The 23893-nt window shown below is 68.8% G+C and carries 26 protein-coding genes, 1 tRNA gene and 1 pseudogene; 14 read left to right on the top strand and 14 right to left on the bottom strand.

The features are described 5' to 3' along the window. Window positions 1-60 precede the first annotated feature (60 nt). Window positions 61-588 (bottom strand): lytic polysaccharide monooxygenase auxiliary activity family 9 protein, encoded by a 528-nt coding sequence (locus tag DVR05_RS22920; RefSeq protein ID WP_116247975.1) that lies wholly within the window; start codon window positions 586-588, stop codon window positions 61-63. Between the two features lie 584 nt (window positions 589-1172). Here DVR05_RS22920 and DVR05_RS22915 point away from each other — a divergent pair. Beyond that, window positions 1173-1976 carry an oxygenase MpaB family protein gene (locus DVR05_RS22915; protein WP_116247974.1) on the top strand — a complete coding sequence of 268 codons (804 nt, stop codon included), beginning with the start codon at window positions 1173-1175 and terminating at the stop codon, window positions 1974-1976. Window positions 1977-2007: 31 nt separating this feature from the next. Here DVR05_RS22915 and DVR05_RS22910 read toward each other — a convergent pair whose 3' ends face one another. Next, window positions 2008-4995 carry a BTAD domain-containing putative transcriptional regulator gene (locus DVR05_RS22910; RefSeq protein WP_198659305.1) on the bottom strand — a complete coding sequence of 996 codons (2988 nt, stop codon included), beginning with the start codon at window positions 4993-4995 and terminating at the stop codon, window positions 2008-2010. Between the two features lie 125 nt (window positions 4996-5120). Continuing rightward, window positions 5121-5291: a hypothetical protein gene (locus tag DVR05_RS27165; protein ID WP_198659304.1), complete on the bottom strand. Its 171-nt coding sequence runs from the start codon at window positions 5289-5291 to the stop codon at window positions 5121-5123. Between the two features lie 570 nt (window positions 5292-5861). Between DVR05_RS27165 and DVR05_RS22905 the strand changes: the two genes are divergently transcribed. From DVR05_RS22905 to DVR05_RS22885, 5 genes are all read left to right on the top strand, one after another. After that, on the top strand, window positions 5862-6470 hold the full coding sequence (locus tag DVR05_RS22905) for a hypothetical protein (protein WP_157982514.1): 609 nt from the start codon (window positions 5862-5864) through the stop codon (window positions 6468-6470). 1 nt (window position 6471) lies between these two features. Next, window positions 6472-7092 carry a hypothetical protein gene (locus tag DVR05_RS22900; RefSeq protein WP_116247971.1) on the top strand — a complete coding sequence of 207 codons (621 nt, stop codon included), beginning with the start codon at window positions 6472-6474 and terminating at the stop codon, window positions 7090-7092. Window positions 7093-7213: 121 nt separating this feature from the next. Beyond that, on the top strand, window positions 7214-7720 hold the full coding sequence (locus tag DVR05_RS22895) for an NUDIX hydrolase (RefSeq protein WP_116247970.1): 507 nt from the start codon (window positions 7214-7216) through the stop codon (window positions 7718-7720). 199 nt (window positions 7721-7919) lie between these two features. Continuing rightward, the gene (locus DVR05_RS22890; protein ID WP_116247969.1) at window positions 7920-8360 is read left to right on the top strand and encodes a hypothetical protein; all 441 of its coding nucleotides are present in this window, start codon (window positions 7920-7922) and stop codon (window positions 8358-8360) included. An 88-nt stretch (window positions 8361-8448) separates the two neighbouring features. Next, window positions 8449-9261: a DUF2786 domain-containing protein gene (locus DVR05_RS22885; RefSeq protein ID WP_116247968.1), complete on the top strand. Its 813-nt coding sequence runs from the start codon at window positions 8449-8451 to the stop codon at window positions 9259-9261. Between the two features lie 291 nt (window positions 9262-9552). On the opposite strand, the gene dnaN is transcribed toward DVR05_RS22885, so the two are convergent. Together dnaN and DVR05_RS22875 are read right to left on the bottom strand one after the other, a co-directional pair. Further along, window positions 9553-10701, bottom strand: a complete 1149-nt coding sequence (gene dnaN, locus DVR05_RS22880; protein ID WP_116247967.1) for a DNA polymerase III subunit beta — start codon at window positions 10699-10701, stop codon at window positions 9553-9555. 114 nt (window positions 10702-10815) lie between these two features. Continuing rightward, window positions 10816-11274, bottom strand: a complete 459-nt coding sequence (locus tag DVR05_RS22875) for a DUF4442 domain-containing protein (RefSeq protein WP_198659310.1) — start codon at window positions 11272-11274, stop codon at window positions 10816-10818. Window positions 11275-11382: 108 nt separating this feature from the next. Between DVR05_RS22875 and DVR05_RS22870 the strand changes: the two genes are divergently transcribed. From DVR05_RS22870 to DVR05_RS22860, 3 genes are all read left to right on the top strand, one after another. Next, window positions 11383-12294: a LysR family transcriptional regulator gene (locus tag DVR05_RS22870; RefSeq protein WP_116247965.1), complete on the top strand. Its 912-nt coding sequence runs from the start codon at window positions 11383-11385 to the stop codon at window positions 12292-12294. Window positions 12295-12381: 87 nt separating this feature from the next. After that, on the top strand, window positions 12382-13506 hold the full coding sequence (gene alc, locus DVR05_RS22865; protein ID WP_116247964.1) for an allantoicase: 1125 nt from the start codon (window positions 12382-12384) through the stop codon (window positions 13504-13506). Between the two features lie 117 nt (window positions 13507-13623). Continuing rightward, window positions 13624-13712, top strand: a tRNA-Ser gene (locus tag DVR05_RS22860). A gap of 124 nt (window positions 13713-13836) precedes the next feature. On the opposite strand, the gene DVR05_RS22855 is transcribed toward DVR05_RS22860, so the two are convergent. From DVR05_RS22855 to DVR05_RS22845, 3 genes are read right to left on the bottom strand one after another with little or no spacing between them, the layout of a single operon-like run. Next, complete coding sequence (locus tag DVR05_RS22855) at window positions 13837-15036, bottom strand: site-specific integrase (protein ID WP_116247963.1); 1200 nt, start codon at window positions 15034-15036, stop codon at window positions 13837-13839. Between the two features lie 24 nt (window positions 15037-15060). Next, window positions 15061-15264 carry an AlpA family transcriptional regulator gene (locus DVR05_RS22850; protein WP_116247962.1) on the bottom strand — a complete coding sequence of 68 codons (204 nt, stop codon included), beginning with the start codon at window positions 15262-15264 and terminating at the stop codon, window positions 15061-15063. Continuing rightward, window positions 15261-16943, bottom strand: a complete 1683-nt coding sequence (locus DVR05_RS22845; protein WP_116247961.1) for a replication initiator — start codon at window positions 16941-16943, stop codon at window positions 15261-15263. Before DVR05_RS22845 ends, DVR05_RS22850 begins: the two co-directional genes overlap by 4 nt. Before the next feature lie 40 nt (window positions 16944-16983). Between DVR05_RS22845 and DVR05_RS22840 the strand changes: the two genes are divergently transcribed. Further along, a complete protein-coding gene (locus DVR05_RS22840) occupies window positions 16984-17235 on the top strand; it encodes a hypothetical protein (protein ID WP_116247960.1) in 252 nt (83 codons plus the stop codon). A gap of 434 nt (window positions 17236-17669) precedes the next feature. Here the strand turns inward: DVR05_RS22840 and DVR05_RS22830 are convergent, their stop codons facing one another. The 3 genes from DVR05_RS22830 to DVR05_RS22820 form a co-directional block, all read right to left on the bottom strand. Further along, on the bottom strand, window positions 17670-19085 hold the full coding sequence (locus DVR05_RS22830; protein WP_116247959.1) for an FtsK/SpoIIIE domain-containing protein: 1416 nt from the start codon (window positions 19083-19085) through the stop codon (window positions 17670-17672). Further along, the gene (locus DVR05_RS22825) at window positions 19085-19336 is read right to left on the bottom strand and encodes a hypothetical protein (protein WP_116247958.1); all 252 of its coding nucleotides are present in this window, start codon (window positions 19334-19336) and stop codon (window positions 19085-19087) included. Before DVR05_RS22825 ends, DVR05_RS22830 begins: the two co-directional genes overlap by 1 nt. A gap of 99 nt (window positions 19337-19435) precedes the next feature. Then, the gene (locus tag DVR05_RS22820) at window positions 19436-19840 is read right to left on the bottom strand and encodes a plasmid replication, integration and excision activator (protein WP_116247957.1); all 405 of its coding nucleotides are present in this window, start codon (window positions 19838-19840) and stop codon (window positions 19436-19438) included. A gap of 289 nt (window positions 19841-20129) precedes the next feature. On the opposite strand from DVR05_RS22820, the gene DVR05_RS22815 reads away from it, so the two are divergent. From DVR05_RS22815 to DVR05_RS27585, 4 genes and pseudogenes are all read left to right on the top strand, one after another. Next, window positions 20130-20867 (top strand): XRE family transcriptional regulator, encoded by a 738-nt coding sequence (locus tag DVR05_RS22815; protein WP_116247956.1) that lies wholly within the window; start codon window positions 20130-20132, stop codon window positions 20865-20867. Window positions 20868-20883: 16 nt separating this feature from the next. Beyond that, window positions 20884-21372 (top strand): Clp protease N-terminal domain-containing protein, encoded by a 489-nt coding sequence (locus DVR05_RS22810; RefSeq protein WP_116247955.1) that lies wholly within the window; start codon window positions 20884-20886, stop codon window positions 21370-21372. 2 nt (window positions 21373-21374) lie between these two features. Next, a pseudogene (locus DVR05_RS27590) lies at window positions 21375-21788 on the top strand (Clp protease N-terminal domain-containing protein); the annotation flags it as partial. A 45-nt stretch (window positions 21789-21833) separates the two neighbouring features. Further along, the gene (locus tag DVR05_RS27585) at window positions 21834-22307 is read left to right on the top strand and encodes an NUDIX hydrolase (RefSeq protein WP_232832279.1); all 474 of its coding nucleotides are present in this window, start codon (window positions 21834-21836) and stop codon (window positions 22305-22307) included. A gap of 2 nt (window positions 22308-22309) precedes the next feature. Here DVR05_RS27585 and DVR05_RS22800 read toward each other — a convergent pair whose 3' ends face one another. The 3 genes from DVR05_RS22800 to DVR05_RS22790 form a co-directional block, all read right to left on the bottom strand. After that, window positions 22310-22777, bottom strand: coding sequence for an HD domain-containing protein (locus tag DVR05_RS22800; protein WP_232832273.1), 468 nt, complete (start codon window positions 22775-22777; stop codon window positions 22310-22312). A 94-nt stretch (window positions 22778-22871) separates the two neighbouring features. Continuing rightward, on the bottom strand, window positions 22872-23357 hold the full coding sequence (locus DVR05_RS22795) for a GntR family transcriptional regulator (RefSeq protein ID WP_116247952.1): 486 nt from the start codon (window positions 23355-23357) through the stop codon (window positions 22872-22874). A 215-nt stretch (window positions 23358-23572) separates the two neighbouring features. Continuing rightward, window positions 23573-23851 (bottom strand): hypothetical protein, encoded by a 279-nt coding sequence (locus DVR05_RS22790; protein ID WP_116247951.1) that lies wholly within the window; start codon window positions 23849-23851, stop codon window positions 23573-23575. Window positions 23852-23893: the final 42 nt, after the last annotated feature.

Genomic DNA, 23893 nt, shown 5'->3' with positions numbered 1-23893 from the left:
CGGTTGCCCCGGCCCGGTGAGGGAGCCGGGCCGGGGACCGGTGGGGGTGGCCCCGCGGGGTCAGGCGGCGGCGCCGACGTTGACGTCCACGCAGGAGTAGAAGGCGTTGGCGGTGTCGGCGATGTTCCACACGGCGAGGATCTTGTGCTGGCCGCTGTAGGCGCTCAGGTCGACGGTGTGGGCCACGGTCCACGGCGGGCGGTGGCCCCCGTAGCCGAATCTGGCGACCTCCTGCCCGTCGACGTAGTACACCCAGTCGGTCGTGGCGTGGGCGGCGGTGAACGTCCAGGTGAAGGTCAGGGTCGAGCTGACCGGGGTGACGTCCCACCCGTAGTTGTCGTCGTCGAGCTCGGCGAACCTGGCGTTACCGCCGGAACAGCTGTAGAGGCCCTTGGGGCCCTCGACGCTCTGCGGTTCCCACTTGATGCCGCCGCACTCCACGACACCCGCGGCGCACTGGGCCTGGCGGCTGGGGGGAGAGGAGACGTAGCCGTGGGCGCTGGCCACACCCGCGGGCATCAGGGTGAAGGCCAGGGCCGTCGCCGCCGCGACGGCGGCGAGCGAGCGGAGTCTGCCGCGAATCTTCATCTGCGAACCCTTCGTGACGGGTCACGACCCCGGACGCGTCTGGCGCGGTGCGGAGCACCGGGGTCGTAGCGGGATGACCCGGGCCCTTCGAGCCCAGGGCGGGCGGTCACCGTGCGCGGAGTCGAATGTTCTCCGGAACGGATCTGACTACTTTGTCGTGGTTTTTCGAGTTTCCGCGAAAAATCCATTCCACCCGCTTCGGACGACGGTAGGGAGGGGCCTACCGACCGTCAACACACCCGCGCGACCGGGGCGGACACGCACGGCCGTACCAGTGTGAAAACCCCCGTGACCACCGGTGGGCACTGGTACTGGAGCCACGACGACGACCGTTTCCATTCTCAACTGGAAATACAGTTAACAGATAGACGCGGTGGTCCACCCGGAAATCCGGGGAAGCGGGGTCCGCGCACACGCCACGCCGACCAGACCTGTCTTCGGGGTTATATTTTCCTGTCCCGTAAAGTCAGGTACCGATCACAGAGGCCGTCCCCGTCCCGCCCGCCGCGCTCGGACCCGAGACCGCGTCGGACGCACGGGCGCGCCATATCCACCGGGAACGGTGACTGTCCTACGATCCAGACATGGGTCGATCGTCCGAAGAGTCACCACTGCGCCGGATCCACTCCGAGGCCAGTCTGCTCGGAGGCGCCGCGTACGCCATCCTGCTCCAGATCGCCCATCCGAGCGTCGCCCAGGGCGTGCACGACCACAGCGACTTCGCCTCGCGCCCGCTCGACCGCCTGCGCGGCACGCTCTACTACGTGTACGGCACCTCCCTCGGCACCGACGAGGAGCGGGCGCGCGTCCAGGCGATCGTCCGCGCCATGCACCGCCGGGTGAACGGCCCCGGGTACCGGGCGCTCGACCACGACCTCCTGCTCTGGGTGGCCGCCACGCTGTTCCACACGTGGACGCGGCTGTACGAGATGACCGTCGGCGAGATCGACGGGGACGAGTTCGCCGTCTTCCTGCGCGAGGCGGCGGTGTTCGCCACCGCCCTGGGTCTGCCCGAGGAGGACTGGCCCGCCACCCCCGAGGACTTCGACGCCTACTGGGCGGAGGCGGTCGAGCGGCTGGAGGTGGGGGAGACGGCGCTGGGCCTCTCCCGTCAGGTCTTCCGGCCCGACAACCGGCTGTGGTGGCCGGTCACGTCCGTCCAGCGGTTCCTCGCGGGCGGACTGCTCCCCCCACACCTGCGCGAGGACTTCGAGATCCCCTGGTCCCCGGCACGGCAGCGGCGGTTCGACCGTCTGGTCCGGGTGACCCGCGCGGTGTACCCGCGCCTGCCGCGCGCCCTCCGCGCGCTGCCGAGCAGGCTGTACCTGAGGTCCATGCGCAGGAACGGAGGCTGGACGAGGCCGCGCGGGAGACGGGTGTTCCACTGAACGGGCGGAGGCGCCCGCGGGCGGACCGCCCTCAGCCGGCGTCGAGCGAGGCCAGGGCCGCGCGGGCCTGCTCCGCCTCGGGAACCGCCATCCCGGCCAGGGTCCGTTCGGCGTCCCGGAGGAGTGCGCGGGCGCGGTCGGCGGGCATCACCGGTTCCGGGAGCCGCCCCAGGGCGAGCGCGGCCCGCGCCGCGATGTAGCGCTCACCGCGCTCGACGGCCAGGGCGTGGGCCTCCGCCAACTCGGCGGCGGCCTCCTCGTGGCGCCCGGCGGCGTGGTGGGTCATACCGAGATCGGTGCGGATCTCCGCGTCCCCGCTCCGGTTGCCCGACGCCTCGCCGAGCGCCAGTGCCTCGGTGTGGCACTCGACCGCCTGGTCCCAGTGGCCGGCGGCCCGGTGGGCGACGCCGAGGGCGTTGTGGATGTAGATCTGGCTCGCCACGAGCTGCGACCGCCGGGCGCGCTCCATGGCGTCGTTCAGGGCACGGAAGGCGCTCTCCAGGTCACCGAGACCGAGGTGGGCCTCTCCCATGGTGAGCTTCGCCCGTGACTCCAGGTCTCCGTTGTCGTCGCCGCTGGACTTGCGCAGCGCCCGCTCGCAGTAGTCCAGTGCCTCCCGGTACTCCCCCAGTACACGGTGGATCATGGCCAGGTTGCCCGACTGCAACGCCTCCACCCTCGTGTCCCCGACACTCATCGCGTACTCCAGGACACCCCCCATCGCCGCTCTGGCGTCCTCGAACCGGCCCAGCCGCTCGTACACCATGGCCAGGTTGGCCAGCGCGCGGATCATCCCCCTGGCGTCCCCGACCGACTCCAGCAGGTCCCGCGCCTCCGTGAGCATCTCCAGGGATTCGTCGAACCGCCCCGAGAGGCAGTGGGCGATCCCCAGCCCGATGAGGGTCACCGCCCGGCCGCGCCGGTTCCCCTGCCTGTCGCTGACCTGGAACGCCCGCTGTTGCGAACTGAGCAGCAGCGACATGTGGCCGTGGAGCGCGTAGTACCGCCACACCGACTCCGCCAGGCGCCAGGCGCTGTCACCGTTGTCGCCCGCGGCGAAGTACTCGACCGTGTCCGTCAGGTTCTCCTGATGGAGGGAGAACCAGTTCTCCGCGTCCTCCCGGTCCGACAGGTAGGTGCGGTGCCGCGGCCGTTCCGCGTCGGCGTCCGCGTGCGCGTGCGTGCCCATGAGCTCCGCCGCGTGCTGAGCGGTCTCCAGGTAGAAGCCCGCCAGCCGGGTCCGCGCGGACTCGACCTGCCGGCCGTCGAACTCGGTGAGCGCACGGTCCAGGGAGAAGGACCTGATCAGGTCGTGGAGCCGGTACACGTCCCCCTTCGGCTCGTTCAGGAGGCACACACCGACGAGTTCCTGGAGGGTGTCGTCGGCCTCCTCCAGTTCCACGTCCAGCAGTGCGGCCGCCCCGCCCAGGTCGACCGTGTTCCCGATCATCAGGCCGAGCATGAGGAAGGCACGCCGTTGGTCGTCGGTGAGGCTCTGGTAGGAGAGGTCGATCGCGGACTCCACGCTCTGCCCCTCGACCCGCAGCTCGCGGAACGTGCGGTTGCGCTCGCCGAGCCGCCTGGCGACGTGCGCGAACGACCAGCGGGGACGGCTCACCATGCGACCCGCGATGACCCGGAGCGCCAGGGGGAGGCCGCCGCAGATGCGGACGATGTCACGCGCCGCCTCCGGCTCACCGCGTACGCGGTCCCCGCCGACGACCCTTTCGAGGAGTTCCAGTGAGGTCGCCTCGTCGAACATCCCCAGGGAGAGGAACCGCGCACCGCTCAGACCGGAGAGGTCGTTGCGGGTCGTGATGAGGGTCATCGACCCGGGGGAGGACGGAAGAAGCGGGCTGACCTGCGCGTAACTGGCCGCGTTGTCCAGGATGACCAGCACCCTGCGCCCCATGAGCGTGGCCCGCCACAACGCCGACCGCTCGTCGAGGGACTCGGGAACCGACTCGGGCCGCACCCCGACCGCGCGCAGGAGCGCCGCCAGCGCCGAGGACGGGTCGAGCGGCTCCTTGTTCGCCGTGTACCCGTAGAGGTCGATGAACAGCTGCCCGTCGGGGAAGCGCTTGGCGGACTCGTAGCCGAAACGGACCGCGGTGGTGGTCTTCCCCTCGCCCCCGGCCCCGGTGATCACGCAGACCTTGGCGCGCTCGTCGTCATCGCTGGCCACGTCCTCCAGAAGCCGCAGGTGCTCCCGGCGACCGGTGAAGTCCGGCAGGTCGCGCGGCAGGTCGTTGCGCACCACGAAACCGGCGTCGTGCCCTTCTTCGGGGTCCCGGGGGGTCTCCCCCCGGTGGGTCCGCGCCTCGTCCCGGAGGATCCTCCCGTGCAGGGCGGTGAGTTCCGGTCCCGGATCGACCCCGAGCTCCTCGGCGAGGTTGGTCCGGAAGGTCTCGTACACGGCAAGCGCCTTGGCGCGTTCGTTGTCCCGCCACAGGGCGGTGATCAGCAGATGGTGCAACCGCTCCCGGAACGGCTCCTCGCTCACCATCGGGGTGAGCCGGGACACCACCTCCGCCTGCCGACCGAGGGCGAGGGCGTGCGACGCCCACGCGACGACGGCGGACCACCACTCCTCCCGCAGGGGGACGACGACCGAGTGTTCGAGGAAGTCGGAGCCGACCCCGGAGAACGGGACCCCCCGCCAGCAGGCCAACGCCCGCTCCAGGAGTTCGACCGCGACCTCCGGTTCGGCGTTGGCGGCGCGCTCGCGCAGGTTCCGGAACCGGTGCAGGTCGACGCTCTCCGGGGCGACGTCCAGCAGGTAACCGCCGGAGGTCGTGACGATGCTGTCGGAGAGCAGCTGGCGCAGGTGGTGGATCTGAACCTGGATGACCGATCTCGCCGTGCGCGGAGGATCGTCGTTCCAGAGGTAGGAGATCAGCTGATCGACCGTGACCTCACGTCCGAGGTGGAGCAGCAGGGCCCCGAGCACACAGCGCTGGCGCGGCCCGCCGACCGACAGCTGTCGACCTCCGGACCACGCGACAATGGGGCCGAGCACGCCGAATTCCACAAGAGGCAACCCTACAAGGGGAATTCACGCGCAACGAGAATGCGTCCGCACCGAACACTCCGAGTACCCCCCTCTGCACGCGTACTCGGAGTGACCGGACACCTCTCGGCGGATTACCTGCCGTCCCCGTCGTCCTCCTCGGCGGGCGCGTTCCGTGCGGGCTGTTCCTCCTCCGAGGTGGTGCGGTCCGGATCGGGCTCGCGCATCGGACTGAGCTTCAGCAGCGTCTCCTCACCGGCGACGATCGCCTCGAACCGGTCGTCGATGGTCAACATCCCGGGCACGCGCACTCCTTTTCTCACCGCACTCGTGTAGAGCCGTAACGTCGCCCTACGCCGTCTGTGCAGCATCATGGGGGATCTACCTCCTACGACGGAGGGCCACCCGCGGCGGTTCCGCCTGCGACACGCCACGGGTGGCATGTGTCCAACGAACGTCGGACCGGCCTGCACTCACGAGCCGTCCTCTCGCGGGAACCGGTCGCGTCGAACGTGTTCCACACTGAAGACATCCTCTTCCGTTCCACTTACAGTCCGCTTTCAGCGCGTGCCCACCGCTTCGACTGACGGAACGTCGTGCCCCATACACCCTGGGTCCCATTCCGCTCTTTCGGCCAGTGCCTGGCCGAATGCGGACAGAACGAAAGCGTTCACGGAGTGCGCGGGATCACGTCGCCGGGGGAGTTTCTCAGCGCACCGGAGAAGGCCGTTCCCTCATGCCTCGCGCACTGCGGGAGAGCGAAACGGCACCGTGAGGGCGCCCCATATCCGTACCGGAGGAACTCCCACCCGCCAGATGAACCTTTTCGAATGTTTCAGGGCACGTGTCCGGCTTCGCCCGTAGAATTCCTCTTCGTGGTCCAGCATGCCGACGCCGACCCCCGGCGGTCACGCCTCCTCCCCGCCGATCCCCGCAGACGTGTGGGGATCGTGGTGGCCACGGGCGTCCTCTCGGTGGTCGCACTCGCCGCCGTGGTCGCGTTCGGCGGGCTCGAACCCGCCGACACCCGCACCGGCAGCCTGCCCCCGGGAACCGAGCTGGACACCCTCCGGTACCGGGTCACCCCGCTGTGCGCCGAGATCGGCCGAGGGGAGTCCGGCCCCGAGGTCCGGATCCGCGTCGACGTGGAGAACACCGGCTCCGAGCCGCTGGAGGTGTCCCACATCGGGCAGACCTCACGCTTCGTGCTCGAACCCGGTGGGACCGAACTCGCGGGACCGCCCCCGTCACTGCGCCTGGTCCGCCACCCGAACGGCCCCGTCACCCGCCTCCAGCCGCACATGCCCGAGGCGGCCGTGCTCAGCCTGCCCGTCGAGGACTCCGGCCAGCTCGAGGGCCCCACGGACCTGGTCATGACCGTGCACCGCTCGGAGCGGATCTCGGCGAGCGGCGACGGAGCCCCGCTCTGGGTCCGGGGCGCCCTGGTGGCCGGTTCGGTGACCCTCCCCCTGGACGGAGGCTGACGTGCGTCCCCGCCCCCCGAACCGGCGATCGCTGCGGTTCGCCCTCTGCGTCGCTCTCGGCGCGGCGGTGCTGGGACTCCAGTGGCTCCGGACGGCCGAACACGGCGTCGTCGGGCCGATCGACACCGAGGGACGGCGGAGCGCGGCCGTGGCCACCGACGAGTTCACCGTCGAGGTCACCGACGTCCGGGTCACCGGCACCGTGACCGACACCTCGGGACTGGCGCCGCAGCCCGTCGAGGCCAACGGGGTGTGGGTGGTGGTGTGGGTACGGGTCACGGCCACCGGGACGACGCTCGACGCCACGAGCGCCGAGCTGGTGATGGCCGATCGGACCACCTACTCCCCGTCGCTCTGGTTCCGCGACGCCCTCGACGGCGACACGGCGTTCCCGGCCGCGGTCCCGGTCCACGGCGCCTTCGTCTTCGAGGTCCCCGAGGACCGGCTGGACCGGCCGTCCCTGGCCCTCACCCACGTCGGCGGGGCCGACCCCCGCCTGGCCGCGCGGGCCACGGTCGGCCTCGGGATCGACGCCGCGGACGTGGCGGGCGACCGCTCCGGCGTCACGCTCACGCCTCCGGAACGACGGCCCGAGGAGGCCGCCGAGGTGGTGAGAGGGTGAACGGGCCGCGGCCGACGGGCATGATCCCCGCTCTGCGGGCATCATCGTGCGTGGCGGATCGTTGTCCGGGAAGGGTGGACGGTCGGTCGGCCGAGCGCGACGCGAGAGAGGGAGGCGCCTGATGCAGGACGGCGACGGAAACGGCTGGGTGAGCCTGCCCGACGGGACCCGGCGGTGGGGGGTGTACGGGGCGGCCGGGCTGCTGCTGTACGCCACGGACGTGGCCGGAACCGGACACGTCCTCCTCCAGTACCGCGCCGGATGGACCCACATGGGCGGCACCTGGGGCATCCCCGGAGGGGCGCGCAACCGCGACGAGACCCCGTTGGAGGCCGCCGTGCGCGAGTTCCGCGAGGAGGTGGCGGGGGACCTCGGCGAGTTCACCGTCATCGGCAGCTACGAGCACGACCTGACCGTGTGGCGGTACGACACCTTCCTGGCCCGCACCCCCGACCTGGTGCCGTTCCGCCCCGGCAACTCCGAGAGCGCGGAGATCCGGTGGGTGCCCGTGGCGGAGACGGCGTCGCTGCCCCTGCTCCCGGCCTTCCGTTCGACCTGGTCGTACCTGAGGGAGGACCTGGCCGTCATCGGGAACGGGGTCGGTCCGGGCACTCCGGCGGACGCCTGATCGTTGCACCCCCGAAGGCACGGCGCCGGACGCGGAGCGCACCGTGCGTCCACAGGTCGACGGTGGGCGGACATGCGCGAGCGAATTGGGGGGAAGGTCAGGGACTAGCCCTGATGCCCCGACGGACCCCCGGGGCGCATGCTGGAGGGGACGGCCGTGCCACGAGCGGACGTCACACGATTCGACTGGAGCGGTGAACATGACGCTGGAGCGCGGTAACGCATTCACTCCCGTCGCCTCGGCGACGATGATCTGGCCCTGGGGGGCGTCGGTCGCGGGTGGCTCGGTGGCCGCCGCCCTGTCCTTCCTGATGAACTTCGGCCTGTCCGGAATCCCCGGTGCTGTGACGACCGGTATCTTCTTCTTCGCCCTGATCGGTGGGATCGGCGGTGTGATCCGCAAGAAGGGCGACCGCCGCGGCCGCCGTTGGGCCGCCACCTACCCGTTCCGCTACGCGACCGCTCCCGCCCTGCTCGGCGGCGGCGCCACCGCCGTGATGAGCTACATCGCGTCCGTGATCGGCAGCTTCGCGATCTTCAGCGGGCTGTTCGGCGCCGTGTTCGCCGGACTGGGCGTGGGCCTGGTCCTGTGGGTGATCATCGGGGTCACCGCGATGGTGGTCGGGAACAAGAACGCCTAGGCTCGGTGTTTTCCGCCCGTGGGCGGAACCAGAACACTCACCTACGGGAGACAACCGGGCGCCGATGACTGAAGCTGCTCGTCAGAAGATGGTCGAGCGGGTCCGCGGGCTCCTCCGGATGGCGGAGGACCCCGCGGTCACCGATGCCGAGAGCCAGGCGTTCACCGCCAAGGCCGCCGAGCTGATGACCCGCCACGCGATCGCCGAGGCCGAGGCCCGCGCGGAGCGGGGCGAAGAACCCGACGCGATCAGCCGCATGGACTACGCGGTACCGGGGGTGGGCGGCCACGGGAAGGCCCGGGTCCGGGCACTGGCCGACATCGCCGCGGCGTACGGCTGTCAGTCGGCGGTACGCGGCAACACGGCCGACAACACCGAGCGCACCATGATCCTCGTGGGCACGGTCAGCGCGCTGGACGCGCTGCGGATGCTGCTGCCGTCGATCTCGATGCAGATGGAGGCGTCCGCGAAGTTCATGAGCTCGTCGCACGTGACCGATATCCGGGAGCTGCGCAATTACACGCGTTCGGAACTGGAGACCGAGCGCAAACGCTACTACCGTTCGTTCGTCCGGGCGTACGGGCGGGCGGTGGCCGAGCGGATTCGGGAGTTCCGGGCCCGGCTCCGGGAGAACACGTCCGCGGAGGCGTCCGGCGGTGCGTCGAACGGCTCCGAGGTGTCCGAATCGGGTCGGGGCGCGGAACTCGTGCTGCGGGATGACATCCACCGCGTGAACGAGGAGTTCCACAAACAGTTCCCGCAACTGCGCAAGCACCGCCCGGAACGCACCCACAGCGCGGCCGGGTACCGCGCCGGCTACCGTCGCGGCCGGGAGGCGGAGCTGGGCCTGGAGACCCCCGTGTCCGGCGGCGGGACGTCGACGCTGACCGACGGCGGCTAGGCCGTGTTCCTCCGGGCCTCCGCTTCGCTTCGGCCCGGGTTCGGGCCCCCTGGGTGAACGTTCCGAAGAACAGGTTCGGGCACACCGTCCACGGAGTTGTCCACAGGTCCCCCGATCGCGGGGGACTTCGCCGTTCTCGCATGTCAAAGCCGGAATGCGAAGGATTTCCGGCGCTGCTTCGGGGATCTGGAACGACGATGACCCTGGGTTATCCACAGGAATGGCACCGAACCTGTGGATAACCCGTGGACACGTGGGGACAAGTCGTACCGAAAGCGCTGTCAGCACAGGTCAGGAAAGCCGGAGCGGCTGCACCAGATAGCGGAAGGACGGATGGTCGCCCTCCTTCGCCGGAACGTCGGTGAACACGGCGGGTTTGGTCGGCTCGGTGAAGTTGAGGCGCGCGGTGTCGGTCTCCACCCCCGCCAGCCCGTCCACGAGGTAGTCCGGCCGGAAGGCCACCCGCAGCGGGGCGCCCTCGTAGTCGACCCCGATCGTCTCGACGGCCTCGGCGTCCTCACCCGAGCCCGCCTCCAGCACGACCTCGTCCCCGGAGAAGGCCAGCCGCAGCGGCGTGGACCGGTCCGCGACCAGGGCGACGCGCCTGACCGCCGCGATCAGCGGCGCCACCGCGACCTCAGCCCGTGCGGAGAACTCGGCGGGGAACCACGAGGCGTACTTGACGAAATCGCTGTCGATGAGGCGGGTGGTGGTGCGTCGCTCACCGTTCTCGAAGCCGATCATGCCCTCGCCCGGAGCCGTTCCCGCGCCGGCCACGCCCGCGGACAGGGCGATGTCCACGTTGGACTGGCTGATCAGGCCGCGCACGATGTCGTTGAGGGTGCGCGCGGGCACCAGCGCCGCCGTCCGCAGCTCCGGGGCCTCGGGCCGCCACCACAGTTCGCGGGCGGCGATGCGGTAGCGGTCGGTCGCGACCACGGTCAGCGTGTCACCGGAGAAGTCCAGGTAGGCGCCGGTGAGCATGGGGAGTGTGTCGTCCCGGCTCGCGGCCGGGGCCACCTGGCGGACCGCCGTGGCCAGGGTGTCGGCGGGCACGGAGCCGATCCGGTCGGGCATCCCGGGCAGGGAGGGGTAGTCCTCCAGGGGCATGGTGACGAGGGTGAAGCGGGCCGCCCCGCCCGTGACGAGCAGTTTCGACCCGTCCTCCTCGATGCGCACCGAGCCCTCCGGCAGGTTCCGCACGATCTCGGAGAGCAGGCGCCCGGGGACGAGGGCGGCGCCGGGCTCCTCGGAGAGCACCTCCACCGAGGCGCGGGCGGAGACCTCGTAGTCGAACCCGGACATGTGCAGCGAGGTTCCGTCACCGGAGACCTCCAGCCGCATCCCCGCGAGCACGGGAACGGCGGGCCTGGTGGGGAGCGCCCGGGCCGTCCAGGCGACCGCCTCGGCGAAGGCGTCGCGGTCTACTCGCAGTCTCACGGCGGGTCCTCCTCGTCGAAGTGGCTCACCGTGAACGTACCCACCGGCGGCGACAATCGACGGCCCCGTCCGGGGTCGGTCCGGACGGGGCCGAGGGGACAGGGTGGGACCAGGTCACTTCCTGTTGGGGCGCAGCGTCCACACCACCGTCATCCGACCGGTGACGGTGCCGTCGTCGGTGCGCAGTTCGATCTCGACCGGAAACTCCGGCCGCTTGCCCTCGTCCAGTTCGGCGACGATCTCCTCACGGGAGCGCCCGAGCGTGGCCTCGGCGGTGACGTCGCCCATGGCGAGCTTGAGGTACCTGATCTCGGCGCTGACGGCGAGCGGGACGGCCCGCTCCAGCTGGTCGCCGAAGGTGCCGATGACGATGGCCCCGGAGGCCGACTCGGCCAGGGTGAACATGGCCCCGGCGTGGGGTCCGCCGACGTGGTTGTGGTGGTCGGCGTTGTCGGGCAGGCGCATGACGGCGCGGCCGAAGTCGAGGTCGGTGAAGGTGACCCCGAGCGTGCGGGCGAAGGGCACCGCGGCCAGGAATCCGGACTTGACCATCTCCGCCGTCTCGGCGTTCATCTTTGCCATGGCGTCAATGTTACTCCCGAGTAACGTCGTGGCGCCACTCCGGAAGGCCCACACCCCACGGACTTTCCGTTAAGCCCACGTGAATGGTAGGTCTGGGAGATGACCGACTGGGACCTTCGCAAACTGCGCGTGCTGCGCACCCTGGACGAACTCGGCACCGTCAGGGCCACCGCCGAGGCGCTCCGGATGACCCCCTCAGCCGTGTCCCAGCAGCTCTCCGCGCTGTCCGCGCAGACCGGCGTCCCCCTGCTGGAGGCCCACGGACGCCGGGTCCGCCTCACCGACGCCGCCCATGTGCTGCTCCGCCACACCGACATCGTCCTCGCCCAGCTCGAACGGGCCGAGGCCGAACTGGAGGGCTTCGCCCGCGGGGAGGCCGGGCACGTGCGCGTCGGCGCCTTCGCCACGGCCATCCCGCGACTCGTGGTCCCGGCGGTCAGCGCCCTGCGCAGCGCCCACCCGGGACTGACGGTCAAGGTGCACCAGGCCGACGCGGCCGAGGTCTACGACCTGCTCTCGGCCGGGGAGATCGACGTCGGCCTCTCCCTCGCCGCCCAGGCTCCCACCGGTCAGGACGGCCGCTTCGACCGGACCGAACTGCTCACCGACCCCCTCGACGTGGCACTGCCGGCCCACCACCGCCTGGCCAGCGCCCCCGGCCCCCGCCTGGCCGACCTGGCCGACGAGCCGTGGATCTACGGCGACGCGGGCCCCTGGCGGGACATCACCGTCGCCGCGTGCGCCCAGGCGGGGTTCGTTCCGGAACAGGCGCACGTGGCGGCCGACTGGCGGGCCATCCTCGACATGGTCGCCGCCGGGCTGGGCGTCGCGCTGATCCCTCGGCTGGCCGCCGCCGGCCGGACCCCCGGCGTCGCGCTCCGGGTGCTGGCCGCCGACCAGCCGCGCCGACACGTGGTCTCCGCCGTCCGCTCCGGGGCGCGTGAACGCCCCTGGATCGCCCTGGTCACCCGCGCCCTGGGCGAGGCCGCCGCTAATGTTCAGTCCTCCTGAACAGATTGAGCAGAAAGTTTCGATGGACGTGACTGTTTTCCCCTGCGAGTCTGAAAGGGTCAGCCTTCACCGACTCTCAGGAGAGACATGACCGCACCAGCCCCCGTCGATCCGCGTGCCTTCAACGCCCAGCCGTACCAGGGCGGGGACCCCTACGCGGACTACCGCTCCGCCAAGCGTGACTTCTCCACCCTCGTCGACCTCGCCGATCGCCGACTGGGGGGCGGTGTCGTCGCCGCCAACGACGAGTTCTTCGCCGAGCGGGAGAACCTGCTCAAGCCCGAGCCCGCCGTGTTCGACCCCGAGGCCTTCGGCCACAAGGGCAAGGTCATGGACGGGTGGGAGACCCGCCGCCGCCGCGGTGTGAGCGCCGAACAGCCGCACCCGACCAGCGACGACCACGACTGGGCCCTGGTCCGCCTCGGCCTGCCCGGTGTCATCCGGGGCCTGGTGGTGGACACCGCGCACTTCCGCGGCAACCACCCGACCGAGGTCAGCGTCGAGGCCACGCACCTGGCGGGAACGCCCTCCACCGAGGAACTCCTCGCCGCCGAGTGGACCGAGATCGTGCCCCGCACCCACGTGTACGGGCACGCCGCCAACGACTTCGAGGTCACCCGGGAGCGCCGCTGGACGCACCTGCGGCTCAAGCAGTTCCCCGACGGCGGTGTGGCCCGCCTGCGCGTGTACGGCGAACCGGTCGCCGACCCCGCCTGGCTCGCCGCGCTGGACAGCTTCGACGTGGCCGCCCTGGTCAACGGCGGTCTGGTCGAGGACGCCTCCGACCGGTTCTACTCACCGCCGGAGAACATCATCGCCCCGGGCCGCTCCGCCAAGATGGACGACGGCTGGGAGAACCGGCGTCGCCGGGACAAGGACAACGACTGGGTGCGCTTCCGCCTCACCGCGCAGGCGTCGGTCCGCGCCATCGAGCTGGACACCGCCTATCTGAAGGGCAACTCCGCCGGGTGGGTGACCATCCTCGGCTGCGACGCGGAGACCGACCCGGAGACCTGGTTCGAGATCGTGGGCCGCACCAAGCTCCAGCCGGACAGCGCCCACCGGTTCCTGCTCGACTCCCCGGTCACCGTGACCCACGTCCGCACGGACGTCTTCCCTGACGGCGGCATGGCCCGCCTGCACGTCCTCGGCTCCCTCACCGACACCGGCCGCGCCGCCCTGGCCGGCCGCTGGGAGTCCCTCACCGGCTGACCCACCGCTCGCGCCGTCCCCGACGCCCGCACTCCCGGCGTCGGGGGCGCGAACATACCGGGGTGTGGATTCACGGGCCATGCCCTAACATGACTGGCGGAGACCAGCTCTCCCCCAGGAGGGTTCGCATAGCGGCCGAGTGCAGTGCTCTTGAAAAGCACCAAGTCCTTGACGGGACTTCGTGGGTTCAAATCCCACACCCTCCGCCGAAACCGTGAGTCGCCGCAGGTCAGCGACTCGCGGCGAAGACACCGAAGGCCGGTGGTCCGGGTCCGTTGCACATTTATCGCACACGGGCCGAGGAACCACCGGCCTTCGTCGTTCGCGCCTTCAGGCGGCGAGGACCTGCCGACGGGCCTCGTCCATCGCATCGGCCACCTCGTCCAGGCGGTCCGGGAACAGGTGGCCATACCTATCCAGGGTCATGGTCGCGGTCTTGTGACCGAGCATCGCTTGGACCACCTTCACGTCGGCACCGGCCGCGATGGCGAGCGACGCGGCGGTGTGCCGGAGCTTGTGGGGCGTCAGGCCCAGGCCGTCGAGCTTGGCCGCCTTCACCGCCAAGGCGAACTCACGGTTCCGCCAGTTCCGGATACGGAGCGAAGCGCCCCGCCTGGTCGTGAAGACCAGCGCGTCATCCGGTCGCCCGTCGACGAACGGTCGCAGCTCGGGCACGAGGGACTTGGGAATGGGAACGGTCCGGAACTTGCCGTTCTTCGGAGGTTGCTCGACCAGCTTGCCGTCCACCTCCGCGAAGGTGACGACGACCCGGACCCGTCTCTTGTCCAGGTCCACCCTGCCGACGCGAAGGGCCGCGGCCTCACTCCACCGCATGCCGGTGTAGGCGAGAAGCAGGATGAGCGCCCGGCTCACCTTGGCCGATGCGAGTTCCTGCCCGTACTTCGTGCGCAGCGTCAGGGAGGCGTTCGCCAGCGCCTCCACCTGGCCGTGGTCGAGGTAGACGTGTTCGGCCTCGCTGGGCTTGGGGAGCGGGACACCCTTGGCCGGGTTGAACGGGATGCGGCGAGGGACGCACCAGCCCAGGACCATCGACAGCACCACGTGAGCGTGCCGCGTCTGGGAGGCCCCGAGATTGCTCCCGCCCTCGTCCCGCGGCTTCTGGAGTTGCGCCACCCACACCGCGATGTCCTCGTTGTGGATTGCCGAAAGAGGAAGGTCCGCCCACCGGGGTAGGACGTGGTTGTCCAGGACCGCGCGGTACTGCCACCACGTCGAGCGCTTGATGTCCGTTCGGGTAGTCAGCCACTTCTCAGCCATCGAGCCGAAGGTGACCTTGGCATCCTGCGGGTTGCGGTACGTGCCCTCGTGAAGGCTGTTCTCGATCTCGGTCTGCTTCTTCTCCGCGTCCGGTTTCTTGTGGAACGTGCCGCCACTCTTCAGCTGGCCAGCCGGGTTGTAGTAGCGAACCCACCACCGGGCGGGCGGTGTGCGTTTGGCGTCCTTGGCCTTCTTCACGGCCTCGTTGTACGCCTTGTCTTTCGTGCGGTCGTAGACCCACGCGCGAGCCATCAGGGGTTTCCTTCCAGGTAGGGGTTACTGGGATCGGACCCAGGCGTGGACCTCGTCCGGAAGGTAGCGCACGTACCGACCGACACGGTGAGAGGGCGGACCGTCGCCCTTGTACCGCCACTCGTAGAGCGTCTTCGCGGGCACCCGGAGGAAGGCAGCGGTGTCCTTCACCGACCACAGCGCGGTACGAGGGTTGGGGGCGGTCGAAGTAGTTGCTGTGGGGGTCATGCGGCCCTCGTCTCTGGAGTTGCCGAAAGATCGTTCTGCCGTGCCGCGTCGAGTTGGGCGCGGCGTTTGAGGGACTCGCCCACCGCCCGGAGCAGGCGGCGTTCGCGGGGAGCCACGTCCGGATCGGTGGGTAGGGCCAGTTCCCACGCGAACCGGCCGGAGTTCACCGAGGTCGGCACCGGTGAGCGGGGATCGTTCTCGTCCTCTTGGCCCTCGTTGTTCGGGTCAATGCCGAGGGCGTCCAGGACCCAGGCCAGCCGGTCCGCCTTGTGGTCGGCGAGGGTCTTGCCCGACCACTTGCGGGAGACCAGGACGCGGCGGCCCGCGTAGCCGAGGTGTTCGCGACGGTGCGCCTTGGACCGGCAGAACCCCGGACGGAGCCCCGCCTTGGCGTCCTGGGGCTGGATCCCGTAGCGGAGCCAGTTCGCGCACCGGGGCGAGCACGGTTCGAACCGTAACGCGTCCAACAACCGGTCCACGTGCTGTTCCTGCGAGATCGTTTCGACCTCGTGGCACTCAGCGATGTCCTTCGTCAGGTACTTCGCCAGGTAGCGCACACACCGGTCAGCGTCCGCCGAGCCCGCCACGACCCCCTTGGCGTCGACTTGTCGACCGAACCGCACCACGTGATGGGGTTCGGCGTCGGGATCCTCGTCCAGGGCGTCCAGAGCCTCATCCCATGTGGGCAGGAGTTGGCCTGTCGACGGGTCGACATAGACACCAGTCGCCTCGTCCCACACCGGCAGGTGGTCGCCTTCGAAGACGACACGGTCAGCGTTGGGCCACCACACTTGGTGGTAGGTCGCGGCGGCCACCTGTCGCAGCTCGGCCCGGGGGATCGTGCCTCGGGTGGCCATGTGCAGGTGCGGAGCCAGACGCCGTTGCGGTTCGACGGCCGCGAAGTACTGCACATCGAACCCGGCTACCCGTCGGAGGTTCTGCACGAACCGGTCCACGAGCTTGGAGAAGTGGATGGCGTCCCGAGCCGCCCGCCGGTAGTCGTACGTGGTCGGGTCGACCGGGGTCCCGTCCGTCTTCACCCGCCCGTAGGAGTCGAGGGTGAGCGTGATGAACAGCGACGGCCGGAAGATCTGGCCGGTGTTGGGGTCGGTGTAGGCCCGTCCGACCGTCTTGCGGGTCATGGGTCGCTTCGGGAGGTCCGGGGCATCCTGGCGACGACGAGTCGAGCGGACCCGACGCGACCCCGGCGAGGCGCCCGAGCGGGTGACTGAGCCCCGGAGACCGGACGCGTTGATCTCCTCGTCCAGGTCCGAAATCGCAGCGTCCAGGCGAGCCAGGTCCTCCGCCGAGGCCTCCCCGGACGTGGCGAGCCGTTCCCGTTCAGCGGTGACCACGGCCCGCTGTTCCACCCAGGCCCGTTGCACCTCGGACGGCGGGTCAGGCTCCACCACCGGTTCGGCGGCCAGGTGCCAGCCCTCTTCGCACTGAGTGCGCCGCAGAGACCGTTTCCGCCTCGCGCAGGCGGGGCAGCGGGATTCGAGGGTGGACCCGCACGGGACGTCCACGATTTCGGTGGCACCGGTGGCGATGTCGGTGCGTCGAAGGGACACCGGGCGGATGCACACCCCGTGGTCAGCGGCGACCTGTTCAGCCACCTCACGGGCCAGGGGTTGCGCGAGCCGTTCGGCACGGGTCGACTTACCGGTAGGAGTCGGCATCAACCCACCCCCACAACCCCGCAGTCAGGACCCCGACTCGATGAAGAAGTTGCTCAAGCGTGAGGTGCCTCTTTGGGTGCAGGCACTCCTGTGCCTGTTCGGTGTCGTCCTCTCGGTGGCGCACATCGCGATCTGTTGGAGCAACAACCAGAGTGCTCCCCCGAGCACATGGATGGCCTTGTTCTTCACAGCGACCGGGCTGGTAGTCAACCTCTGGGAGTACCGGAAACAGCGGCTTGCGCAGCGTGAACATCAAGCCACCCCTCCCCCAGCAGAAGAGTCCGCCCTGTAGGCCCACCTGCAACCGATCTGGGGTTTCGTCATGAACAGATCCGATGTGTTCCGTGTAGCCATGACGGTTCTGCCGTACCTGATCTGGATGGTTCTGCTTGCTTACGGGAGCGAGACTGCCCAGTTGGTCTGGATCGGCATTTGCGGTCTGGTCCTGATCACCGCGTTCATGGTCACTCGGCGAATGCGTAGAGCGCAGGATCATGAGGCCCCTCCATCCGATGAAGGGTCCGCCCTGTAGAACCATCTGACGTCGATCTAGGGTTTCGTCATGGACACACCGCAACGCCTCATGTTCTGGGCGAGCTTCCCAGGGATGCTGCTGTCCGGGATGCTGTCGATCCACGTTGGTCTGTTGGCAGCACTCGCCGGGGCGGGAGTTTGGTTCGCGCTGGTGATCCTGTGGACTGAGTGGTACCGACGCAAACGCGGTCATCACTCCACCTCCCAAGGCTCAGATCCGTAAGCGTCGGTCATGGCGGTGATGTCGTCGTCGGACACGTACGCCGCCCGCACCCGTACCGGTGCCGGGGAGCCCTCCATCCGGACGTAGCCCACCCCGGCAAGCCCCGGGTCGATCAGATGCGCGTTCGCCCCACGGTCCCGAGCACCTTCCCCAAGGATCATGTCCACCTGCGATGCCTCGTCCAGCCGGAGCGCGACCTTGTCCGGGAACAGGTTCCGCAGGTTCATCACCTCTTTGCGGGGATCCTGGAGAGCGGCCAGGACAGCGAACCCGACCGAACGCCCCTGGGACGTCAGGGTGGCTATGGCGTTCTCCGAGCGGCGGCGAACATCCCGATCAGGGTGGTAGGCGGTCAGGAACGCCACCTCGTCCAGCACCACCAGGACGAACGGATCCGTCTGTGTGGGGACGTGGGAGCGCTGCTTACCGGCGTAGCGTCGGGCACGGTCCTGCATGTCCGCGACCGCTGATTCCAGGACGGCCACCGCGGATTCACCGTCGTCCGCGTAGTGAGCGAACAGGCCCCGGCCGTAGGACAGCTCCATCCGCTTGGGATCGATCGCCCACACCTGCGCGGTACCGTCCGCCACGGCGGGAAGCATCGCGCGGATAACGGACCAGATCACCGACCCCTTCCCCGACCCGGTCACCCCCGCCACCAGGACATGAGTCCCGTGCAGGCGAAGCCGCCACTCGGAACCGTCTTCGGTGACACCAACCGGCAGCGCGGACAAGTTCACCTCATCTGGGACGTCGAGGGCGGCCAGGGGTTCGGCCAACGTGTCGTGGCGAGGGAACTCCAGAGTGATCCGCCGAGGCCCCTCCACCACCACACGACACGACGGAGCACCGAACCCGTGCGCCAGCTCAGCCACCCGGGTCTCGAAATCGGCCGGGGAGGTTCCGGCCACGAGGGTCACCCGGACCCGGTCAGCCCAGGAGGTGCAGGAGACGCGGCGGATGTGGGGCAGGTAGCGGCGTTCCTGGTAGGACTCGGCCAGCCCGGAGATGACCAGGACGGGTTGCCAGTGCCGGCGGTAGACCACCACGTGCCGCCACCACGCCAACAACCGCAGCGTCACCCAGGCACGGAACGAGTCCGGCCATGCGCGCCACCACACCAGAGAGGCCACCGTGGCGACACCGCACAGCACGGCCAGGCCCACCCAGCCGAACCAGTACCAGGACGACACCGTGACGGCGGCGGAGCCGACCATGACGGGGAACCGGAACGGCAGCGTCACCAGGAACCGGGCCAGCCGCCACACCCACGAGGCCAGGACGATGATCCCGGGGGTTTCCACGATCGGGGTCGTCCACCGCACCCCCTGAGCCGGGGATGGCAGAGTCGGGGAGGTTCGGGTGGAACCCACCGTGGACGGCATCACTTCTCACCCCCGTTCGAGGTCTCGATCCGGGCCAGGACCCGGTCACGGTCGGCACGAGCACGCGCGGCGGCCTTGGCCGCGTCGGGGTTGCCGTCCCGCTCGGCGATCAGGGCGAACACGCGGGCTTTGAAGTCGAAGAACTCCGCCCGCTCCACGGCGGTGGTGGGCGGCGTGCGCACTGCGTCCAGGAAGACCCGGAGGAGCTGGGATCCGGTCAGGTGGGACAGGTCATCGGGGTAATCGGACATACTGAAGACACCTCTTCACGAAGCTTTCGCAGGTAACGGGGAGGGGTTCAGGGGCGGCTCAGGTGTTGGCGCACCAGGCCGCCCCGCTTCATGCACGCCTCAGGCGGCGTCCTTGGTCTGGGAGCGACGGCCACCAGTGGCACCGGGGGCCTTCACGCCGCGCGCCCGCAGGGAGTAGGCCACCCGGGGGCGACGGCCGTTGTCGTCGACGTAGGGCATGACCGCCATCTGCTCGAACTCCACCGGGCGAAACGGCAGACCGGGAACCTCGTCCGGCAGCGTCGGGCAGTGCTCGGCGGCCACCTTGACCTTCACGCTCTTGGCCTTGCCCCGGGCTTCCGGGTCTGCGTCGATCACGTCCACCGCCCACAACGGCAGGCCCGAGTCCTTGTCCAGCTGGGGACGCTTGGTCTCGAAATCGGTGATCGCTTCCACCCCCAGAGCGAACGCCCCGTGCGGGAACACCGTCCCGAACTCCACCGGCAACGCACCTTGAATCGCCATATCGGCAGTCCTCTTCTCATCGTTCACACAGGTCAGAACCCTTTTCGGTGATCGCTGGGCGATCACTCGGACTAACTTCGATACATGTATAGCATGTATCGAAGTTGGCGACCAGCGGTAGACGAAGGAAGTTGAGGAGCTCCGTCGAATCCGCTGGGCACCGGGGGTTCCGGCGACAGTGACAACGATCCCTTGAGGTGGCGGGACGAGATCACTACATGGCTGGACGTGTTCGGGACGTCTCGATAATGTGAGCGCGTCCCCAGACATCCTGCGAACCCCGAGGTACATGCCGAACGAGAGGTTGCGAGCCGCGCTCCTTCAGCGTGGCGTCACACCGGCCGACGTGGCCGAAGCGATCGGTGTCGACGCGAAGAGCGTCGAGCGCTGGATCACGCAGGGGCGCACACCCTACCGACGGCACCGCTACTCGGCCGCGGCCTACCTCGGAGTCGAAGAGACCTACATCTGGCCCGAGGCCCTGAGCCCGGAGCAGAGCAAGGTAGCTTCGCAGAGCGAGATCATCGAGATCTACCCCCACCGCTGGAGCGTCCCTCCCGACCTGTGGAAGCGCCTCTTCGAGGGCGCTCAGGAGGAGATCTCGATCCTCGTGTTCAGCGGGTTCTTTCTGGCGGACGACCCGAGCATGCTCAAGCTCCTGGCGGACAAGGCCCGCGCAGGCGTCCGTGTGCGAATCACCCTGGGAGACCCCGACAGCGAAGCCGTAGCGCAGCGCGGGAAGGACGAGGGACTGGACGAACTCCTGGCCGCCAAGATCCGCAACGTCATCCTGATGTACAAGCCTCTCCGCGCCGTCGATGGCACGGAGTTCCGGCTACACGGCACGACCCTGTACAACTCGCTGTACCGAGCGGATGATCAGCTCTTGGTCAACACCCACGTGTACGGCTCCGTGGCGGCCGAAGCCCCCGTCTTCCACCTCCGCAAGATCCCCGGCGGTGGGATGGTGAGCACCTACATGGAGAGCTACGAGAAGGTCTGGGACCAGGCGACCCCCCTCGACTGATGCGAGACTGAGGGGCATGTTCGAACGGTTCACCGACCAAGCACGAGATGCAGTCGTGCAGGCGCAGAGCGAAGCGGTTGCACTCAAGCACAGACGTATCGGCAGCGGGCACCTGCTATTGGGGCTGGCCCTGGAAGGCAACGGTCTCGCGGCCAGCACGTTGGCATCTCTCGGGCTGGACTACGAGGCTGCTCGAACAGAAGTGGCCCACCTCGGCGGCCGAAAGAGTTGGACTCGCCGGAACTACCGGCCATTCGCCCCGGAGGCAAAGAAATCCCTGGAGTTCTCGCTTTACGCCGCCATAGGGCGAGAGCACAACTTCATCGGGACAGAACACATACTTCTCGGACTGTTGCGCAAAGAACACAACGTGGCATCCCATGTCCTCCAGAACCTCGGCATTCTTCCTGAAGACGTTGTTCAGCACGCACACCGAACCTTGGACGAAATCGCGAAGTACAGTCATGATCAGGCCTCCACACTCCGCCTGATGCGAGAGCAGTAGCCATGTTCGAGAGATACACACCGCGAGCCCGGCAGGTGGTCGGCCTAGCCGAGCACGGAGCAAGGACGCTCAAGCACACCTACATCGGGACCGAACACCTGCTTCTCGGCATTCTTGCGGAACGCGAGGGCATTGCCGCTCACACTCTGAAGTTTTTCAACGTCGACTACGAGGCGGTCCGGGTGAAAGTGGCCAAGACCGGCGAGCGAAAAATCTGGTTTCGGCCGAAACACCTGCCCTTCCACCCGGATGCCAAGACCGCATTGGTGGGAGCCCTCCACGCAGCGACTTATCGGGATCACAAGGCCATAGGCACGGAGCATCTACTTTCCGGCCTGTTGCACGAGAAGGACAACACGGCATCGTCCGTGCTCGAAAGCCTCGGCGTCTCCCCTGTGCAGGTCTCTCAGCACATCAACCGCGCCCTGAACTACGTGACGCATTCAGTTGAGGAAAGGTCCATGAGCAAGCGGATCGACTACTACGAGGACCCCGAGGCACCGGCCGCGAACAGTCTCGTCCCGTCGGTGAACGTCTTCGTCGTCAACGAGCGCGACGAGGTGCTGATGATCCGTCGCACCGACAACGACAACTGGGCGGTTCCCGGGGGTGCCATCGACCTGGGCGAGTCGGTTCCCCAAGCCGCTGTCCGCGAGACCCTGGAGGAGACCGGGGTGACGTGCGAGATCACCGGTCTGGTGGGCATCTACAGCGACCCGAAGCACATCATCTACTACACGAGCGATGGCGAGGCCCGCCAGGAATTCTCCATCGCGTTCACCGCCCGTCCCGTCTCCGGGAAGCCGAGGCCCAGCAGCGAGTCCAAGGAAGTCGTCTGGGTTCCCCGCGCGGAGCTGGCGACGTACACGATGGACCGGTCCATGCGCCTACGCATGGACCACTTCCTCAGCGGTGGACCGATGTACATCGGGTGACCTCAGCGAGCGTTGGCCAGTCGTTGTTCCACGACCCGTACCGCCGACGTCAGCGTCGGTGAGGAACGGGTGATCGCACGATGCACGAGGTGGTCAGGGGCGTAGCGTTCCAGAATCTCCGACAGGCGACGTTCGACCGACAGATGGGTGCCGTCCGGTCCCGTGGTCATGTCCGAGTAGGTGAGCGCTTCCAGCAGATCTTGCCGAGGATGCGCGAACTCGCTTTCGAGCACGCCCGGCATGCCGCGTTCCTCAGCTTCCACCACGGCACCGGAGTGGTAGGCGACCAGGGAACACAGCTCCTGATCAGCGTTCTGTACGTCGCGGAGGTAGCGAGCACCATCGAGGGGATGAAAGCCGGTCTTCGCCAAGTCTGGGGAGTACCCGATGTCGTGCAGCCAGGCCGAGGCTTCGAGGAGATCCGCGTCCTCCCCGAGAACCCCGTTCAGGGAACGGGCCTGTTCCGCCACACCCTGTGTGTGAGCCCAGCGCCGGGGCAACGGTCGTTCGAGCAGTTCTCGCGCGAGATCCCGCGCCCAGTGAACATGTCCCACATGTGCCAGGCTAACCTGCGGCCGTGTCCGGGCCTTTGACGAACCGACCCTTACCGTGCACGGCGACCACGAGCCCGGTTCCCTCCAGCTCTGAGAGGGCTTGTCGTGCCGTCCCCCGGGATACGTCGTACTGGCGAACAAGCGCGGCCTCACTGGGCAGAGCGTCACCGGGCGCGAGGTCACCACTGGTGATCCGGTCTCGCAGGTCGGCGGCGATCCGCCGATACTGGGCAGGAGGCGCAGAGCCCGGTTCCGCACTCTGGCGCTCTTCCTCGGTGCACACGACGCGACCTGTCCCGGGATGAGCCTTGATCAGCCGGTCCGTTTCCAGCACGGCCAAGGCGCGGCGGACAGTCGTGCGAGAGACGCCGAACTCGTCTCCGAGCGCCGCCTCGGAGGGAACCGCGTCCCCAGGCGCGAGGTCCCCAGTAGTGATGCGGGAGCGTAGGGCCTCCGCGATCTGGTTGTAGGTCCCCCACGGGGTACGCGAGTTCAAGCGGATTCCTCCGAGAAAAGCCAGCGGTTGGACTTTGAGTCCTACCGAGTCCAACTGAGTCCTACTGTCTTCAGATGACTGTAGGACTTCTACGGACGCCCGCCGGTGATGACCGGGCCTGTAGGCCCTCCCCCCGATCACCACCAGGCGGACGCCCCAACCGCAGAACCGACGTAGGTCACGGACGGAACCGAGCGTCGGCCCGCGGCCGGTCCTCACCCCTCCGGAGGACCGTCTTCGGCATCCCCGATGCGACGGCCGCCCTGGGCGATCCGCTCGGGAAGCAGGTTCGCGTTCCCGATCCCGTTGGGGGGATGCTCAAGCTGGTTGGCGAACACCTCCACGTTCTCCTCTATGAGCGTGGGAGCGTGCGTCGCGTCAGCGTTCGTGGTGGTGGCCACCCACAGACGTCCGTGACGCCGGATGGACCACTGGTCGCCGTAGTGGCTCTTGAGCAGTCGAAGCAGGATGTCCGGCCCGGTTTTCGCGCTCACGCCGCCATCACCTCCATCCGTGAGATCTCGAAGAGGACTTCC

It is taken from the genome of Nocardiopsis sp. FIRDI 009, assembly GCF_003386285.1.
Lineage (GTDB): Bacteria > Actinomycetota > Actinomycetes > Streptosporangiales > Streptosporangiaceae > Nocardiopsis.
This window is presented reverse-complemented; position numbering and strand designations above follow the sequence as displayed.

Bases quoted from the DNA above. Each gene is read 5' to 3' on its own strand.
- DVR05_RS22895 (WP_116247970.1), top strand. From the start codon at position 7,214: ATGCAGGACGGCGACGGAAACGGCTGGGTGAGCCTGCCCGACGGGACC.
- DVR05_RS22850 (WP_116247962.1), bottom strand. From the start codon at position 15,264: ATGACCCCCACAGCAACTACTTCGACCGCCCCCAACCCTCGTACCGCG.
- DVR05_RS22830 (WP_116247959.1), bottom strand. From the start codon at position 19,085: ATGCCGTCCACGGTGGGTTCCACCCGAACCTCCCCGACTCTGCCATCC.
- DVR05_RS22885 (WP_116247968.1), top strand. From the start codon at position 8,449: ATGGTCGAGCGGGTCCGCGGGCTCCTCCGGATGGCGGAGGACCCCGCG.
- DVR05_RS22875 (WP_198659310.1), bottom strand. From the start codon at position 11,274: ATGAACGCCGAGACGGCGGAGATGGTCAAGTCCGGATTCCTGGCCGCG.
- DVR05_RS22810 (WP_116247955.1), top strand. From the start codon at position 20,884: ATGTTCGAACGGTTCACCGACCAAGCACGAGATGCAGTCGTGCAGGCG.
- DVR05_RS22825 (WP_116247958.1), bottom strand. From the start codon at position 19,336: ATGTCCGATTACCCCGATGACCTGTCCCACCTGACCGGATCCCAGCTC.
- DVR05_RS22820 (WP_116247957.1), bottom strand. From the start codon at position 19,840: ATGGCGATTCAAGGTGCGTTGCCGGTGGAGTTCGGGACGGTGTTCCCG.
- DVR05_RS22815 (WP_116247956.1), top strand. From the start codon at position 20,130: ATGCCGAACGAGAGGTTGCGAGCCGCGCTCCTTCAGCGTGGCGTCACA.
- alc (WP_116247964.1), top strand. From the start codon at position 12,382: ATGACCGCACCAGCCCCCGTCGATCCGCGTGCCTTCAACGCCCAGCCG.
- DVR05_RS27585 (WP_232832279.1), top strand. From the start codon at position 21,834: ATGAGCAAGCGGATCGACTACTACGAGGACCCCGAGGCACCGGCCGCG.
- DVR05_RS22870 (WP_116247965.1), top strand. From the start codon at position 11,383: ATGACCGACTGGGACCTTCGCAAACTGCGCGTGCTGCGCACCCTGGAC.
- DVR05_RS22845 (WP_116247961.1), bottom strand. From the start codon at position 16,943: ATGCCGACTCCTACCGGTAAGTCGACCCGTGCCGAACGGCTCGCGCAA.
- DVR05_RS22920 (WP_116247975.1), bottom strand. From the start codon at position 588: ATGAAGATTCGCGGCAGACTCCGCTCGCTCGCCGCCGTCGCGGCGGCG.
- DVR05_RS22915 (WP_116247974.1), top strand. From the start codon at position 1,173: ATGGGTCGATCGTCCGAAGAGTCACCACTGCGCCGGATCCACTCCGAG.
- DVR05_RS22855 (WP_116247963.1), bottom strand. From the start codon at position 15,036: ATGGCTCGCGCGTGGGTCTACGACCGCACGAAAGACAAGGCGTACAAC.
- DVR05_RS22890 (WP_116247969.1), top strand. From the start codon at position 7,920: ATGACGCTGGAGCGCGGTAACGCATTCACTCCCGTCGCCTCGGCGACG.
- DVR05_RS22840 (WP_116247960.1), top strand. From the start codon at position 16,984: ATGAAGAAGTTGCTCAAGCGTGAGGTGCCTCTTTGGGTGCAGGCACTC.